Source organism: Caulifigura coniformis, assembly GCF_007745175.1.
GTDB classification, from domain to species: Bacteria; Planctomycetota; Planctomycetia; order Planctomycetales; family Planctomycetaceae; genus Caulifigura; species Caulifigura coniformis.
Genome location: NZ_CP036271.1, coordinates 3,986,705 through 4,003,590, shown reverse-complemented (window position 1 = coordinate 4,003,590; position 16,886 = coordinate 3,986,705). Strand labels below are relative to the sequence as shown.

The 16,886-nt window shown below is 64.4% G+C and carries 12 protein-coding genes; 6 read left to right on the top strand and 6 right to left on the bottom strand.

Going from position 1 to position 16,886, the window contains the following annotated elements; translation table 11 throughout:
• Positions 1-51 precede the first annotated feature (51 nt).
• The 5 genes from Pan44_RS16150 to Pan44_RS16130 form a co-directional block, all read right to left on the bottom strand.
• A complete protein-coding gene (locus Pan44_RS16150; protein ID WP_197453377.1) occupies positions 52-1,362 on the bottom strand; it encodes a BBP7 family outer membrane beta-barrel protein in 1,311 nt (436 codons plus the stop codon).
• 362 nt (positions 1,363-1,724) lie between these two features.
• Positions 1,725-2,882: a glycosyltransferase family 4 protein gene (locus tag Pan44_RS16145; protein ID WP_145031043.1), complete on the bottom strand. Its 1,158-nt coding sequence runs from the start codon at positions 2,880-2,882 to the stop codon at positions 1,725-1,727.
• 16 nt (positions 2,883-2,898) lie between these two features.
• Positions 2,899-4,023 (bottom strand): FHA domain-containing protein, encoded by a 1,125-nt coding sequence (locus tag Pan44_RS16140; RefSeq protein ID WP_145031042.1) that lies wholly within the window; start codon positions 4,021-4,023, stop codon positions 2,899-2,901.
• 258 nt (positions 4,024-4,281) lie between these two features.
• Positions 4,282-4,635, bottom strand: a complete 354-nt coding sequence (locus Pan44_RS16135; protein WP_145031041.1) for a hypothetical protein — start codon at positions 4,633-4,635, stop codon at positions 4,282-4,284.
• Positions 4,635-5,093 (bottom strand): SRPBCC family protein, encoded by a 459-nt coding sequence (locus Pan44_RS16130; RefSeq protein ID WP_145031040.1) that lies wholly within the window; start codon positions 5,091-5,093, stop codon positions 4,635-4,637. The genes Pan44_RS16135 and Pan44_RS16130 overlap by 1 nt, the downstream gene beginning before the upstream one ends.
• A 228-nt stretch (positions 5,094-5,321) precedes the next feature.
• Between Pan44_RS16130 and Pan44_RS16125 the strand changes: the two genes are divergently transcribed.
• The 4 genes from Pan44_RS16125 (at position 5,322) to Pan44_RS16110 (ending at position 12,683) form a co-directional block, all read left to right on the top strand.
• Positions 5,322-8,318, top strand: coding sequence for a hypothetical protein (locus tag Pan44_RS16125; RefSeq protein ID WP_145031039.1), 2,997 nt, complete (start codon positions 5,322-5,324; stop codon positions 8,316-8,318).
• Entirely contained in the window at positions 8,315-9,838 is a 1,524-nt protein-coding gene (locus Pan44_RS16120) for a pyridoxal phosphate-dependent decarboxylase family protein (RefSeq protein ID WP_145031038.1), read from the top strand. The genes Pan44_RS16125 and Pan44_RS16120 overlap by 4 nt, the downstream gene beginning before the upstream one ends.
• Before the next feature lie 182 nt (positions 9,839-10,020).
• Entirely contained in the window at positions 10,021-11,205 is a 1,185-nt protein-coding gene (locus tag Pan44_RS16115; RefSeq protein ID WP_145031037.1) for a magnesium transporter, read from the top strand.
• 335 nt (positions 11,206-11,540) lie between these two features.
• Entirely contained in the window at positions 11,541-12,683 is a 1,143-nt protein-coding gene (locus tag Pan44_RS16110) for a tetratricopeptide repeat protein (protein ID WP_231754074.1), read from the top strand.
• A 187-nt stretch (positions 12,684-12,870) separates the two neighbouring features.
• Here the strand turns inward: Pan44_RS16110 and tatC are convergent, their stop codons facing one another.
• On the bottom strand, positions 12,871-13,926 hold the full coding sequence (tatC, locus tag Pan44_RS16105; protein ID WP_145031035.1) for a twin-arginine translocase subunit TatC: 1,056 nt from the start codon (positions 13,924-13,926) through the stop codon (positions 12,871-12,873).
• A 375-nt stretch (positions 13,927-14,301) separates the two neighbouring features.
• Here tatC and asnS point away from each other — a divergent pair, with 375 nt between their 5' ends.
• Together asnS and Pan44_RS16095 are read left to right on the top strand one after the other, a co-directional pair.
• Complete coding sequence (gene asnS, locus Pan44_RS16100) at positions 14,302-15,705, top strand: asparagine--tRNA ligase (RefSeq protein ID WP_145031034.1); 1,404 nt, start codon at positions 14,302-14,304, stop codon at positions 15,703-15,705.
• Positions 15,706-15,838: 133 nt separating this feature from the next.
• Positions 15,839-16,867, top strand: coding sequence for a DUF1559 domain-containing protein (locus Pan44_RS16095; protein WP_261342587.1), 1,029 nt, complete (start codon positions 15,839-15,841; stop codon positions 16,865-16,867).
• Positions 16,868-16,886: the final 19 nt, after the last annotated feature.

Genomic DNA, 16,886 nt, shown 5'->3' with positions numbered 1-16,886 from the left:
CGGGCCGCGACTGGAAGGGGCGCGAGATGCTCCCCTTCCCTGGCGCAGCGGTTACGGCAGGATGATTTCGCCGCCGATCGAGAAGCCCTGGATCAGGATGGAATCGGTGCGCTGGCGGGCTGTGACGGCCGGCGGATCGGCGATGCTGATGTCGTTGTAGTTGATGGCGCGGTCGGCCCGAGCGAGGTTTCCGGTCCAGATAAAGTTGTAGCCGGCCCGGACGTGGAACCACTCGGAGAGATGGACCTTGGCGGAGAAGCCCAGGTCGATCGTCGGCGAGAAGACGGTGCGGCCGGTGGTGGAGTTCGTGGCGGGGTCATCGATGTCGTTCGGCCCGGGATCGAGCGTCGGATCGTCGAAGGACCGGAGATCGTTCGTCGTGACGCGGGTCGAGTAGTCGTTGGCACCGAAGGCGAGCTTGGGCTCGAAGGCCAGAGAGAAGAACTGGTGCTTGAAGTCGGCCTTGAAGCCGACCTGCAGGGCGTAGACGTTGTTGTTGACTTCCGATCGGATGCGGGACTCGTAGGGATCGGCGATGATGCCGAAATCGGTGTAAGCGCCCGAGCTGTTGTCGAAGACGCCGCGCATCGAGAGCGATTCGTCGTAGTTCAGGAAGCGGAAGCCGGCGAGGGGCTGGAAGCCGAGCCCGAGGCGGGGGTTCTTGGCGGCGTAGAGGAAGTTGACGTCGCTGCCCCACGCAGAGGCGCTGTAGTCGGCGGAGAACGACTGATCGAAGAGCAGGACGCGGTCACCGACCTGTCCGTTCGTCATGAGGCCGATCGCGATGAATCGCGGACTGACGGCGCTGTTGTCCCGGAGGAAGGGACGGTCTTCGATGGTGTGGGAACCTTCCGCGAGGCCCCAGAAGCTGCCTTCGAGAGTTCCGTACTCGAAGGGGATGCCGACGGTGCCGCGGATGCCGTTGATTTCCTGGAAGTCGACGCGGTCGGTGCTGAGCGACTCGGCGACTCCGACGCTGCCGGAAGCGGTCTGCACAAGGAAGGGGTCACGCGGATTGGCGACGCCGGCGATGTTGACTCCGAGCAGGTTGTTCCCGGGTTCCTGGATATCCCAGCCGAGGTACTCGAGCCGCATGTAGGTGCCGCGAATCGTCTCGCGGATCACGAGGTCGATCTGCGCATCGCTGTCGTAGAAGAATCCGTCATCCGGGACGAGTCTCGGGACTGGCTGTTCGCAGGGGGCCGGTAGCGGCTGCGCCGGCGCGTAAGGGTGCGGCGTCGGATAGGGGAGATAGCTGTAATTGGGATTAGGGTACTGCGCAAAAGCCGCGCCTTGCGTCATGCAGACGAAGGCCGTCAGGCAGGCAGAGGCCCGCCGGGCAGCGCCGCTGAAAACCGCCATCAGGGACGCTCCCTTTCCGGAGAGGAATCCACGTGGGGTGCGAGTTGTCCGCTCGTGACTGCTCATACGCATCCATCCGCCCGACGGTGCGAACTCCGGTCAAACGAGCACAGACCGACTGCGCAAATTCTGAACCGGTTCCGATAAAATCGGTCGTATGAGAGTTATCGGCCGCGCGGGTTGTTCCATCCGGTCAAAGTGTGCGGGATCTGAGGGAATTTCCGAGCCGCTGGCGACGAGGGCTGGAGAAGCGGAGAGACTGGGCAAGCGAGGAAGCCCGGCGGCGATTCGCCTGGAAGGCGTCTGCAGGATCGGCCGTGGCGAGAGCGGAGGCGGGCGAGCGAGAAGGCGGGCCGCGGGTGTCAGTTCGCGGCGAGGACGCGGGCGTAGACCTCGCGGATCCTGCGGGTCATCGTCTGGTAGCGAAACTGGTCGGTGAAGCGTCGACGCCCCTCGGTTCCGAAGCGGAGGCGCTCCGCGGGATCGTTGATCAGGTGGCAGACGGCATCGATCAGGGAGGCGGTGTCGTCGCGCGGGATGAGGCAGCCGGTCTGCCCGGGGATCACCACTTCGCGGGCGCCACCGACATCGAAGCTGACGACAGCGCGGCCGGCGATGAGCGCCTGAGGCAACACGCGGGCCAGGCCTTCCCACTGGCTGGTGTGGACGAGGAGATCCATCCCGGGAAGGAGATCTGGAATCTCCTCGGGACGGACGAGGCCGGTGAACCGGAAGCGGTCGGCAATCCCGGCCTGCTGGATCCGGCGTTCATATTCCTCCCGCAGGATGCCGTCGCCGACGAGCACGAAGTACGCATTCGGGCAGCGCCTGATGATTTCCGGGGCGGCCGCGATGACGAACTCGTGCCCTTTCAGCGGGAATAGCCGGCCGATCTTTCCAACGATCACGGCGTCGTCAGGGATGTTCCACGCGGCGCGTACCTGGGCGGGGGATCGGGCCGGATTGAGGAACGGCTCGACATCGAAGCCGCTGTAGACGGTCGTGAAGCGGTCAGGCGAGGCGATTCCTGCGGCGACGTATTCGGCCGTCATGTCATCCGCGACGCTGATGAAGTGATCGGTGCGCCGTGCGGCCCATTGTTCGGCACGGCGATAGAGGTTGTAGGCCCATCGCGACTGGCCGAAATGAAACGCGGCGCCATGGATCGTGTGGACTACCGGGATGCCGAGCGCATGGGCCGCGGCGCGACCGATGATGCCGGCCTTCGAGCTGTGGGTGTGGACGATGTCGGGCTTGAGTTCGCGGAACAGGCGTTTGAGAGTCCGCCAGGACTTCCAGTCCTTCGAGGGATCAATGTTCCGACGGAGTTCGTCAACGACGACCACCGGAAAGCCGCCGCCGCGGGCCCGATCGAGGAGGCTGCCTTCCGGCCCGAGCGGCGGACCGGTCACGAGCGTGACATTGTCGTTCCAGGCCCGATGCTGCTCTTCGACGGTGAGGAGCGTGTTTTCCTGCGCGCCGCCAACGATCAGCCGGGTGATGACGTGGACGACGTTCATGTCGTGAGCGAGCCCGTCACGGGGCGTAGACGTGTGAGAACGCTTCGGCGCGCGACTCGACGCAGGGCCAGATGCGGTCGAGGTTCATGCTGCGGACGCTTTCGCGGATTTCCTCGGAGAGGTGACACATGGCCACCTTGCCGGTCGCTGCGCGGCAGAAGCCGATGATGGCATCGAAGACCATCGAGGAGAGAATGGGGGCGTGGCTGTAGTCGACGATGAAGTTCGAGAAGCCGTGATTGGACTGCAGTTCGGAAATCCGGCTGCTCTCGGTGTGAATCTCCTTGTAGCTCATGTGCGGCAGGTTGCCGACGGGCGAAAGGATGAGGGTGTCGAGATACGCTTCGGCCAGGAACAGCCGGTTGTGGCGGGTGAGGAATTCCGCCTTCTCGGCATCGCCGACGTGTCCCACCTGCGGAGCAAAGACCGCCTGCTGGGCAACGCGGTAGGTCGGCCTCATCTTGTAAGGACCGATCTCGATTTCGACATCGGCCGCAATGAGGCAGGAGCGAACGAGTTCGCCGCCCACCTTGACGCCGGTCTTTCCGAGGAGGTCGATGACCCAGAGTCCAGTGGGGAGCAGCAGGAAGGCGCAATGGACCTTCGAGATGTGTTCGTCCGCGCAGCAGATGCGGCAGCGCTGATCCCGACCGACGAGGGTGATAATGCGGTTGATGGGCCACTGGGCTCCCCGCGCGGAGGAGTTGAGGAGTTCCAGATCGACCGTGGGGAGCACCCCGTATTCGGGGCGAGAGTCGTGGCGCGGTCGGAATTCGGTCGGCGCCTTGAGGTCATCGTCGGTCCAGCCGTCATCGAAGACCTGAATCCAGGTGTCTCCGATGCGGAAGCGGTGGGCGACATTGACCCAGCCGCGAAAGGGGGGGCCATCCCAGTGTGTGCCGGTGGGGGAGAAGAGGTCGATGTAGGCGAGGCGGCCGCCGATCACCTGCAGGTAACCGTGCCGGAAGGCGCATTTTTCGTCCGTCAGGACGACTTCGCAATCGCGGGCGCGTCCGATGACGCAGTAGGGAGAATCGACTTCAACGACGCGCGGCTTCCCCTGCCCTTCGCGAACCAACAGGCGGATCGGCGTGGCATTCCCGACGGCATAACGCAGCATCGACGCGTATGCGTCCGGCATGGCAGCGGCAATGAGGGGAAGGGTGGGTTGAGTCGCGGGGAAGACGGGACGCGATACCGAACAGTGAGTCGTTGAAAGGCTTGCGGCCCCGGAAGTTCCAGTGCATCGACCAGTGCACGCTGGAACGTGCAGGATTGGAAGGGCTTTCCCGCGATTATGGAAGCCGGTTCCGTCAGGGTCAACGCGGTCGTCTCATTGCACTTCGAGGTCGTGCAGTGGTGTCCGCGAGAACCGTCGCAGCCGGATTAACCGGACGGTTCAGCCGTCGGTCGGTTCGTCCATGATCTCCGGAGGCATCGGTGGGAGCGGCGCCCGCTTCCAGAACTCGACCGGCGGCGACTGTCCGCTCGAGGAGAGGTTGCGATCCAGCCAGATGCCCCAGAGCAGGTAGTGGCCTCCGAAGAGAAATGCGACGGTCGCCATAATCAAAAGGACGACGGCGATTGCGGCAGGGGCAAAGCCGGTCAGGACGGCCGTCACCAGGACGGCGAATCCGAGGCCAGCCGTCAGCAGGCCGACCAGCGCCAGGAATGTCGCACTTTTCTGTGTCGGGCGTCCCCCGCGCTGTTGGGGCAGCCTCGGGCGTGACAGCGAGGCGCGGTCCTGTTCCATCAGGTGATCTCGCCCTGTGAGACGAGCCGTCGAAGCTCCTGTTCGCGATGGATGAATCCGTCTTCGAGTCCATCCAGAATCGTCGATTCCTTGACCAGGAAGCCGAGCATTCCGCCGGGGGGCTGGAAAATGACGCGATCGGTCATCTTGACGCCCTGATCATGCTCCTCGAAATGATGCTCGTGCCGCCAAGCCTTCATGGGGCCCTTGATCTGTTCTTCGACGATCAGGCGCGGCCGCTCGACAGCGGTGATTTCGTGCTCGAGCTTCTGGACGACGCCGTAGGCCTGCACCTTGAAGGCGATGATGCAGCCGGGGTTGACGACGTCCGGCGCCTGCTCGAAGACGAGTCCGAGGCGCGGATCGCTGATGCGCTGGACGTTTGCCGGGCGCAGGAGGAATTCGAACAGGGCATCGACGCCGCAGGGAAGCCAGAGTTCGTTCTCGAATTGAGCCATCAGCGTGGAGTCCGGAAGTGACTTGAGGGAATCCAGTCTTAGGGGGAGGCCGACGAGCATGCAACCGGTCCCCCGTCCCGTCAGGGGAAAATGAGGTGATCCCTGCCCTCCCGCCTCGCCGCTCCCGGGGGGAGGAGAGGATGGAGTCCCCGGCATCCTGTCGAGCCTGTGGATGAAGTCCCGTGCGGCAACTAAAGTATCCGCTGCAACGCCCTTTCGGCCCCACCTATGCCTTTGCAGCCGCGGATTCCCAGGCCCGCCTCAACCAGCTGGCAGCGGCTGAGCGACACACCGCTCGACGACTTCCTGCGGCGCGTCGACCTGTTTGCGAAAGCCGTTCGCGGCGGCGAGTTCGTCGGGTGGACCCTGGCGATCGCGGTGGCCGCGGTCCTGGTCGCCCTGTTCTCGGACGCGTTCTTCGCGTGGCCTGCGGCCGTGCGGATCGGTTGGAATCTCGTCGCGGCCGCGGGGCTTTTGACATCGGCCGTCGTTCTGGGATGGCGAATGTTTGGTCGCCGTTATCACGCGCGGACGGTGGCGCGACTTGCGGAAGACGGGCTTCACCGGCGGGACAGCCTGTTGATCAATGCCGTCGAGTTCCGGTCGGGGCTGGAGACAGGGAGCGAAACGCTGCGGGCCAGCGTCGTCCAATCTGCAGATTCGATCGTCGCCACGTTGCCGGCGTCGGCAGTCACCCCCCCCTCCCCTGCGGTCCGTGCCACGCTGGCCGGGCTGGCCGCCGTGATGGCGTTCGGCATTGCCCTGCTGATCGCCCCGCGGCTGTTCGCAACCGTCATCCCGCGGTTTCTCGATCCGCTGGGGGACCATCCGCCGTTCACGCTTCTGACGTTCGCCCCCACGGTGAAGCCCGATCCGCTGCACCGCGGGAAGCCGGCTCTCGTCACTGTCGAAATCACGGGGCCGGAACGGGTTGAGGAAGCGGTCCTGATCCTGCGTCCCGCCGGCGAGACCCGCGCCCCGACGGAGCGTCTTCCGATGTTCCGCCAGTCGGAGACGACGTTCTCGGGGCAGGTGGCGCGAGTGGATGTCGACACGGAATTCCACATCGAGACGCCGCGGGGGCGCAGCGGGTGGTTCGAGATGAAGGTGTCGCAGACGCCGCTGATCGAAGAAGCGCGGGCCACACTGACGTTCCCTGCTTACACCGGATGGAAGCCCCGGGAGCAGCGGCTGGACGATCGCGGCGTGCGCGGACTTCGCGGAACGAAGTGCCTGATCGCCGTCCGCAGCAACCTGGTCCTCAAGGAGGGAGAGATTCAAATCTTCTCCGCTGAGGGGGGGACGACGGCCGACGTGGTGTTGCCGCTGACGCCTGATTCCGGCGATCGGCAGCTCGTGCGGGGCGAAGTGTCGATTGAGACGAATGGCCGGTTCGAACTTGTCGTCCGATCGGAATCGGGGCATGAGAGCGATGTGCTGACGGGGCCGATCGTCGCACTTCGCGACCGGCCGCCGCTGGTGGCGATCACCGCGCCGGCGGAAACGCTGATCGCCGTCGAAGGCTGGACGATTCCTGTCGAGATCCAGGCATCTGACGACATTGGCGTGGAACGGATCCGGTTGTTCCGCGGAGTGAACGGCTGGAGCCCGAGCGCCGTCACGCTTCCGCACGAAACGGATCAGGCGGGCGTGGCGCTCGCCAAAACGGAATTCGATCTTGGGGCACTCGGAGCGAAAGCGGGAGACGTGATCGAGTATTACGCCTCGGCGGATGACCGGGCGTCCGGGCGCCCGCAGTCGACCGATACGCCGACCTCGACAATCCAGGTGATCTCCGAAGAGGAGTACAAGGATTTCGCAAGGCAGCAGTATCAACTGGATGAGCTGTCGGAGGAGTTCGAAACGTTCCGCAAGGAACTGGAGCGTCTCGCCGAAGAGCGCCAGAAAGCCGCGAAGGAGCTCGAGGAGCTGCTCCGGAAGCAGGCGGCCGGGGACGCGTTGACCGATGCTGACCGGGAACGGATGGAGCGGCTGGAAAAACAGATGGGTGACTTCGCCCGCGACGCCGCGGAACTCGCCCGGACTCTCCAGGAGCGGGCCGAGGAAATGCCGCTATATGACCTGGAGCAGCAATACACCGAGGAGCTGAAAAAGCTTGCGAAGGAACTGTCGAGCCAGTCGGAGAATGCCGAGCGGATCGCGGAACTCCTGAAGCACCAGCAGGACTCGTCGTCGCCGAAGCTGTCCGAAGAACTCGAGGATGCGGCCGAGCAGTTCCTGAAGGAATCGGGGCCGTTCGATGCGCCGACCCAGGACCAGATGGAGCAGCTGACGGATGATCTCCAGACGCTGCAGAAGGCGGACGCATTGAATGAACAGGTGGAGAGACTGCAGGCGGTGACCGCCGAGCAGCGGCAGCTGGCGAACCGACTGTCGGAACTCGCCGGGAAAACGTCGCTGATGCCGGATGAGCAGGCGCGGGCGGACCAGTTTGCCAAAGAGCAGGAGCTGCTCGCGCAGGAACTGGAATCGGTTCGCAAGCAACTGGAGGAATCGGCCCGTGAGGCCGAGGAGAAGCTGCCGAAAATGGCGGAGAGCGCTCGCCAGCTCGTGGAGTCGCTCGACCAGCTGGCCATCTCGCAGGAACAGATGTCGGCCGCGCAGCAGGCCCGCGACCAGCAGGGGGACGCGGCCCATCGCCATGCGGAGTCGGCGGCCCGAAAACTGGAATCGCTGATGGAAGCGGCCGGGGATGCCCAGAATTCCGAGGGCCTCCAGGAAGGTCTGGATGGGCCGTTGCGACTCTCGCAACAGCAGGTGCGCAACACGCTCGACCAGATGCGGCGAAGCCGTCGTCCTCCGGGACTGGGACAGCGGGGCCAGAAAGGGGGACGCAGCCCGGGGAACTCCGAGGGAGAGAGTGAGGGGGGATCTGCGGGCGGGCAGTCTCGCGGCGGCAACCAGGGCCGAATGCGTCCCGGCCAGAGCGCACGACGAGGCGATTCCAACGCGCAGGTGATGGGGCCGCGAACCCAGGAGGCGGTGGAGTCGTCCGACCAATCGGCAACGATGCAGGCGGACGGCAAGGGACGTTTCGTCCTTCCGGGAGTGACAGGTGACACGCCATCGGCCGAGAGCCTGACTCCGCAGTCCCGGAACGGAGAGGGGCTGTCCGGGACGAACCTGCGCGGCGTGCCTGTGGGATATCGGGATGCGGCGGAGGCGTATTTCCGTCGACTGTCTGAGGAAAAGGATTCGAAGTGACTACTGGAACGGACCCGCTGGCGGAGGCTCGCCGTCGCGTGGCAGCTGTCTATTCGCCGGAGACGTTTTCGCGACTGGCGGGCGCCTGGGGCGAACTTCTGACTGCGCACCTGAAGTCGGTGACGGAATCCCGGGAGAACGTGCTCAACTGGAATGATCCGCCCGTCAATATCGAGGCGGCGGGCCGTTTCCTGGACGCGGGCGATCCGGGCGAAGGACTGGATCTCGGACGGGCGGAACAGCGGTTCCGTGATCTCGCGGGTGAGGCGCTCGCCCGGGGGCAGAACCTTCACGACCCGCGGTATATCGGTCACCAGGTTCCACCGCCGTCTCCGATCGCCGGGCTGTTCGATTCGCTGGGAACGGTCACGAACCAGGTGATGGCCGTCTATGAAATGGGGCCGTGGGCGACGGCGGTCGAACGGGCGCTGATTCAGCGGTGGGGGGAAGCGATTGGATACCGGGCCGGGACGTTCGCCGGGCTGATCACGAGCGGCGGTTCACTGGCGAACCTGACGGCGCTGCTGACTGCCCGGAATGTGGCGCTCGAAGGCTGTTTCGAGACGGGGGTGCAGGCGGCACACCGCCCTGCCCTCGTCGTGCAGGCGGATGCGCACTACTGCATTGCGCGCTCGGCGGGAATCCTGGGACTGGGGACCGACTCGATCATCAAAGCGCCGCTCGACGATCAGAGGCGGATGGATCCGGGCCAGCTCAACCTGATCCTCAGACGACTGCAGGACGAGGGGCGAAAGGTGATCGCAGTGGTCGCCTGCGCCGGGGCGACGCCGACCGGGGCGTTCGATCCGTTGGAACCAATTGCGGACATCTGCGAGCGGCGGGATGTATGGATGCACGTGGACGCGGCCCACGGCGGGGGAACGGCGTTCAGCGAGCGGCATTGGCATCTCCTGCGAGGAGCCGATCGCGCGGACAGCGTGATCTGCGACGCCCATAAAATGCTGTTCACGCCGGCGCTGTGCGCGTTCGTATTCTACAAGAACCGGGAGCATCGTTTTGATGCGTTCCGCCAGACGGCGCCTTACCTGTTCGATCCGTCGAACCCGGGGGCGGCGGAATACGACTGCGGGCTGATGACAATCGAATGCACCAAGCGGGCCGCGGCGTATGGCCTGTGGGGGCTGTGGTCGCTGTGCGGGGCGTCGCTGTTCGGCGATCTGGTGGACGTCACGTTCGCGATGACGCGGGAGCTGCATGACATGCTCCGGGCGGCAGACGATTTTGAACCGCTGCACGAACCGCAGTCGAATATCCTGGTTTTTCGGCATCTGCCCGAGCGGTTGCGATCGGCTGACCTGGACGTGCTCGGGAACTTCAACCGCGAGGTCCGGCGGCGACTGATTCATTCCGGCCGGTTCTACATCACGCAAACGCCTCTCAACGGGGGCGGCGCGATGCGTTGCACGTTGATGAATCCACTCACCGGCCGACGGGAGTTGCAGGAGCTGCTCGAGGCGATCCGTGAGATCGGGCGGGCGACACTGGGCTCGTTCTTATAGAGCCGGACTCCGCGCGGCGACAGTTGATGGAACGCTGACGCTACGCGCCTTGCGTGCGGGCCCAACGCGGGTTTTCTTTCGTCGGCATTTCTGCTGATCTACGGCGGGCGATGCTGCGTTCCGCGTTTGGGGGAGAGCGTCACCTGGTTTTCTCAATGTGGCCGACTTGATGGGATGAATTGATGGCTTCGCCGGACGATCGCGCAACGACGAAACAGACGCCGGGAACCTGTGAGAACGGGGCGACGAAGACGGCTGGAGAATCGACGCCAGTCACTCGGCGCGTGGTGGACAGCGAAGCGTCGTGTCGTGAATCGGCCGTCGAGGCAACAGTGGAGGCCCCCTGCCCTGCTGGCGGGGACGAGACGGCGGCGGCCGGGCGCGCGAAACCGAACGTGCGGGACATTCTGGACGATCCGGTGACGCGGCACATGAGTTCGGCGTCGCCGCTGCTGAAGGTCGGGCAGACGGTGGAGCAGGCGCTCGAGCAACTGCGGACGACGCGGGAGCTCGGTCGGGTCGTCTATTTCTATGTCGTCGACGACGACTGCCGTCTTCAGGGCGTCGTTCCGAGCCGGCGTCTGCTGCTGGCGACGCCGCAGACGTCGATCCGGGAGATCATGTCCGAGCGGATCGTCTCGATTCCGTCGCGGTGCACCGTGCTGGAGGCGTGCGAGTTTTTCACGCTGCACAAGTTCCTGGCGTTTCCCGTCGTCGATGAGACGAAGAAAGTCGTGGGGGCGGTGGATGTCGACCTGTACACGAACGAAATTCTGGAAATCGACCGTCGGCAGGACAGCGAAGACCTGTTCCAGCTGATCGGTGTGCATCTTTCGGAAGCGGCCCAGAAAAGCCCGCGACTGGCCTTCAATGGCCGATTTCCCTGGCTGCTGTGCAACCTTCTGGGTGGGATGCTGTCGGCGTTCATTGCCGACGCCTACGACGACGTCGCGACCCTGGCGGTCGTGGCGCCGTTCATTGCCCTCGTGACGGCGCTGGCGGAAAGCGTGAGCATCCAGTCAGTCAGCCTGGCCTTGCAGGCCCTGCATGCGCAACCGGCGACCTGGGCGACATTCTGTCGCAAGGCGGCCTTCGAGGTGGTTGTGGGAGCGCTGCTGGGGATCGCCTGCGGCGTCGGCGTCGCGCTGATCGCGTACGTCTGGAAGAGGAGCTTTGCGGTCGCGATGAGCCTGATGCTGGGGATCGCAGGGGGCGTGACGGCGTCGGCCGTCGTGGGGCTGAGCGTTCCGTTCGTCCTGCGGCTGGTGCGGCGCGATCCCCAACTGGCCTCGGGGCCGATTGCGCTGGCGCTCAGCGACGTGGTGACGCTGCTGTTCTATTTCAACCTGGGGCGGTGGGTCTTGTAGCAGTTGGCGGGACGTCGATCTGCAGGGGCATGGGCGTTGCTTACTGGCAGAAAGTGCAAGTCATTCCGGCGAGATCTGCCGGGATCGGCAGCTGTTGCCGATGGGAAGGGGGTCGGGAGGGTGGTTCATCTTGCCCGTGGAAATTGGTTCAAGTAACACGCCGCCCCGTCCCTCAACAGACCGTCGATCGGCCGTTCGGCCTTTGCCGGTTCCTCGACTTTCCCGCCGACTTTTGCCCTTCCGCAGCGAGGCATTCCGCCATGCGCGCCCGGTTGACCCCCTGTCCGGCCCTGATCGACTCTCCGTCGATGCTGGCCGGCCCTACACATACGCTCATGGCCCGAATCTTTCGTGGAACACTCACCGTCGCCGGCGTGGCGTGGATCTGCATCGCGAGCACGCTGTGCGGGTGCGGGAGCGTCAACGGCTACGTCATGAACGAGTCGGGAAAGGCGTACTATCGCCGCGGCGACTACACGGCGGCCCGTCATGAGTTCGAACGGGCGCTGATGGACAGCCCAGAGAACCCCAACTACGCGTACAACGTCGCGGCCGCCATGCAGCAGCAGGGGGACGTGATGGCTGCCGAGAAGATGTACCAGCACGCCCTGGTGATCGATCCCGGTCACGAGTCGTCTTACGAGGGCCTCGCGCACCTGCTGTACAACAACGATCGCACGGGTGAAGCGGAACAGCTGCTGACGGCATGGTCGGACACGCAGCCGTACGACGAGAATTCCAGCCTGACGCTGGCGCGGATGCAGGACAACATGGGAAACACGGCCGGCGCCGACATGTCTTATGATCGGGCGCTGGCGGCCAACCCGCGCAGCCGCCGCGCGAACCGCCGTCGCGATTCGCAGATGGCGGGTTACCGCGGCCAGATGCAGAATCCGTACTCCTCCGGCATGCAGCCGGACTCGCCGATGATGGCCGACGGCCAGAGCCCCGCCCTGCTGATGGCCCAGCAGATGCCGATGTATGACCCGACGTTCCAGCCGGGTCCGATGCCGTTCCAGTCGTACGCCCCTCCGGCGGGCGTCCCGCAGGCTCCGTACATCGGCTCCGCCAACATCGCCCAGCAGAGCCCCTCGATCTACCGCGGGACGTATGGTCCGCAGGCCGGCGTTGCGTTTGCTCCCCCCACGCAATGGGGCACGCCGGCGACGGTTCCGATGCCTCCGAGCGGCCTGGGCCAGGGCGGGATGATGGCGGCCCAGCAGCCGACGGGTTACGGCGCCTCGGGCACGGCGTTCTTCAGCGCCGCTCCGACTCCGGCGTGGTCGCCGGCGATGGCCGCAACTCCGATGATGGCGCCTCAGATGGCTCCCCAGATGGCTCCCGCACCGTACTCTCCGGCCCCCTCTGCACCGGGCCAGGTCATTCCGGCGAGCGGCGCGATGCCGATGCCAATGCAGCAGCCGGTTTACGGAAGTCAGCCGACGATGGCCCAGCCGATGGTCGTCCCGGCGTTCTAACCGGGGACCTGTTCCCACAGGCGGTGTTCCACGGGCTGACGCCCGTGGCTAAAACGTGCCGCCCCTGCCGGGGCTCAGTCCCAGGGGAAGCAACGACCAAACCCGGTGTCGCAATTCCCCGACCACACTTCGTGGCCGGTGACAGAGCTTCGCCCTCCCCCCGAGGCGGCCTTCCCGACGGGCGACCTTACGTCGCGGCGGCGGGCTCGGCGCTGGATGACGCGTATCTGCAGAGCAGGACGCCGAAGAAATAGAGCCCGATGAGCGGGGCCATCATCAGGAGCATGCTGATCGGATCGGCGGGCGTCAGGATCATCGAGATGAACGAGATCGCCAGCACGGCGAATCGCCAGTTCTGCATGTAGACCTTCGTGTCGAAAATCTGCAGCCGCTCGAGGAACAGCATGACCAGCGGGAGCTGGAAACTGATTCCGAACATCAGCGGGAGGATAATTGCGAAGGTGACCCACTCCGAAAGCCGCGGCTGAAGGGTCAGGCCGAGGCTCGTGTTGAAGCTGATCAGGAAGCGGAGCACGAACGGAAACACGAGGTAGTAGCAGAACACGACGCCGAGCAGGAACAGAGCAAGGCTCATCCCGCCGAACACATAGACATACTTCCGCTCGTGGGCGTACAGGCCGGCGGCCACGAACATCCAGACCTGATAGAAGATCCAGGGACTCGCCAGCAGGAGACCGGCCACTCCGGAGAGCTTCAGGTAGGTCATGAAGCCCTCTTCGACCTTCAGCGTCACCGGCTTTTCCGACTGCGAGATCAATCCACGGAGTTCGGAAAAGAACGGGCTCTTGAAGGTGAGGGCGACTGGCTTCGCCTGATCGGCCTCCGGAAGCGGATCGAGCGGTTTCCCGGTGGCGGTTGCGAGGGCGGAGTGCAGTTCGGCCGCGGGCAGCTCAACGGTCAGCGAGTCGGACGGGACCAGCTTCTCGCCGGGCGTCCTGTTGATCGATTCGGGGTCCTGGTTGAGCGTTTCCCAGAGCGCCTGCCACATCGGCTTGTCGGAGTTGAGGTCGTCCAGCAGCTTGGTCTCGTTGCCGTACTTCTTGAGAGCGGCTTCGAGAGGGCGCTGGACGATGCGGACGACGATGTCGCCCTTCCAGAGGCAGAGGCCCATCGCGATGCCCAGGCCGAGCAGCGCTTTCCACAAGTGGGTCCGGAGAGCCTCGAGGTGCTCGCCGAAGGTCATCACGGAATCGTCGAAGAGGTCTTTGGATCGGGTGGCCATGAGTTCGTTTTCACTGGTTTCAGTGGTCTCCTCACGCGCTGGACGTCGGCGCAACATGTCCGCAGTCAGCAACGTGAAGTCCCCCGCTGGCGCTGATCCCTGAACGGCCCGACCGCGCCGGCCCGGCGGCCACGGCTATGGCGAGCAGCATCGAAGATCAAAAGCGGGCGCCCACTCGGTCCGACCGCAAGCAGCAGGCGGGTTGAGCGGAGACGTTTTCGACTATATCAGGGGTCGGCGGGCTCCGCGACCGGCCTCGGACAATTCGTGAGATGGTCCTCCGGGGCGCTCCTGCCGGGAATCCGCTCGCCACGCTGAGGCTGGTCGCTCTAAACTCCGCGCGGAGTCTGTCCAGCAGTTCGTCCGGAGTTTTGCATGTCCCTGGTCCGTCAAACCGTCAAAACGCTTCTTCATGAGGGGCAGCCCGGAGCCACCGTGACCGTGGCCGGGTGGGTGCGGACCCGCCGCGATTCCAAGCAGGGCTTCTCGTTCATCGAGCTGAACGACGGTTCGTGCATGGCGAACCTGCAGCTCGTCGTCGACGCGGGCGTCCCCGGCTTTGAATCCAACGTCAAACGGCTCACGACCGGGGCGAGCCTGAAGGCCACGGGCGAACTCAAGGCGTCGCCCGGCTCGAAACAGCGGGTGGAACTGCATGTGTCGAGCCTGGAAGTGCTCGGCGACGCCGACTCCGTGAAGTATCCCCTGCAGAAGAAGGGGCACAGCTTCGAGTTCCTGCGGGAAATCGCCCATCTGAGGCCACGGACGAATACGTTCGGCGCGATCGCCCGGGTGCGGAACTGCGTCAGCTTTTCGATCCACCGCTTCTTCCAGGAGCGAGGATTCCTGTACGTCCACGCCCCGATCATCACGACGAGCGACTGCGAGGGAGCGGGCGAGATGTTCCAGGTGACGACCCTGCCCCTCGACAAGCTCGCGGCCGGGACGGCGACGAAGAGCGTCAACTACGGCCACGACTTCTTCGGCAAGAAAGCGTCGCTGACGGTGTCGGGGCAGCTCGAAGGCGAGATCTACGCCACGGCGGTGGGTCCGGTGTACACGTTCGGGCCGACGTTCCGGGCGGAGAACAGCAACACGCCGCGACACCTGGCGGAGTTCTGGATGATCGAGCCGGAGATCCCCTTCTACGAGCTGGCTGACAACATGCAGCTGGCGGAGGACTTCATCAAGACGATCATCCGCGATGCGCTGGCCCAATGCGCGGAGGACATGGCGTTCTTCAACGAGCGGATCGACAAGACGATCCTGGAAACGCTGAACCACATCCTGGCGCACGAGTTCAAGCGGGTGACGTATACGGAGGCGGTCGAGATCCTGCTGGCGAGCGGAAAGGAATGGGAGTATCCCGTCTCGTGGGGCGCCAATCTGCAGGCCGAGCACGAGCGATACCTGACCGAGCAGCACTTCAAGCAGCCGATCATCGTTTACGACTACCCGCGGACGCTGAAGCCGTTCTACATGAAGTGCAATGCGGACGGAAAAACCGTGCGGGCGATGGACGTGCTGGTGCCGCGTGTGGGAGAGATCATCGGCGGGAGCCAGCGCGAAGAAGATCTGGACGTGCTGCTGACCCGGATGCAGGAGTGCGACCTGAATCCCGAGGAATACTGGTGGTACGTCGACCTGCGCCGGTTCGGGACGGTTCCCCACGCGGGCTTCGGCCTGGGACTGGAGCGCATGATCCTGCTGCTGACCGGGATGCAGAACATCCGCGACGTGATTCCGTTCCCGCGGACTCCGAAGAACGCGGAATTCTGAAACGCGGGGGGCTTACTCCCCCGTTGACGCTCCCGCGACATCGCCATACCCTGAACTCCTATCGTCTTTATCTGGTGGATTCCCACCTGACGATCTGTGCAGGTCGATTCCATGTACTCGGGGGAGGATGGGAATGGCTGTTCTGAAGGCGCGTCGTGGCTTTACGCTGATTGAGCTGCTTGTCGTCATTGCGATTATCGCGATTCTGATTGCCCTCCTGCTTCCCGCGGTGCAGCAGGCCCGCGAGGCCGCCCGCAGGACTCAATGCAAAAACAACCTGAAGCAGATCGGGCTCGCGCTGCACAACTATGAAAGCACCTATGGGTGCTTTCCGCTCGGTTACATCGACATCGTGCCGGGGGGCGCGGCCAACCTGGATGGCGGCTGGGCATGGGATGCCTTCCTGCTGCCGTACATCGACCAGGCTCCGCTCTACAACACGCTCGACTTCAATCAACACCCGTATGGCTCGGTGTCGACGCCTGCAAACCGGCAGGCGATGACCGTGATTCAGCCTGGCTTTCGTTGTCCTTCCGATAACGGGCCTTCGACGCGGAACGACAATTCGGGCAACGCTCAGGGGAACGGCGTCGCGAATCACGCCCTCTCGAACTACATGGGCTGCCTGGGCGCCTTCGATGGCGATGTGTGCGTCACGAGCACGACTCCCGTGTCGTCTCCGGCGCGGAACAATGGTCTGCTGACGCCGAATCGCTGCCAGCGAATTCGGGACGTGATTGACGGAACCTCGAATACGATTGCGATCGCCGAGGCGATGTACATCGCCAACCAGGTTGACGTGAACGGCGATAACATCGGATCCGAACGGCAGTACCAGTACGGCAACATCACGACCGCCGGCGGCCCGAATTGCGACCAGATCGGCTACAACAGCAACGGCGGCTTCAATCACCTGCGATCGACCCGCAAGAAGATCAACGGTCCGTACCTGCAGGCTGCGAGCCTGCACCGCGCATTTCACAGTCGGCATGTCGGGGGCGCCCAGTTTGCGTTGTGCGACGGGTCAGTCCGCTTCATCAGCGAGAACGTCGATCACAGCGGCACGAGCATCGGCAACAACCAACAGTTCCTGAATGGTCCTTACGGGACCTACCAGCGGCTGGGCGCGATCGCTGACGGCCAACCCGTCGGCGAGTTCTGAACGCCAGCGTCGAATGTTC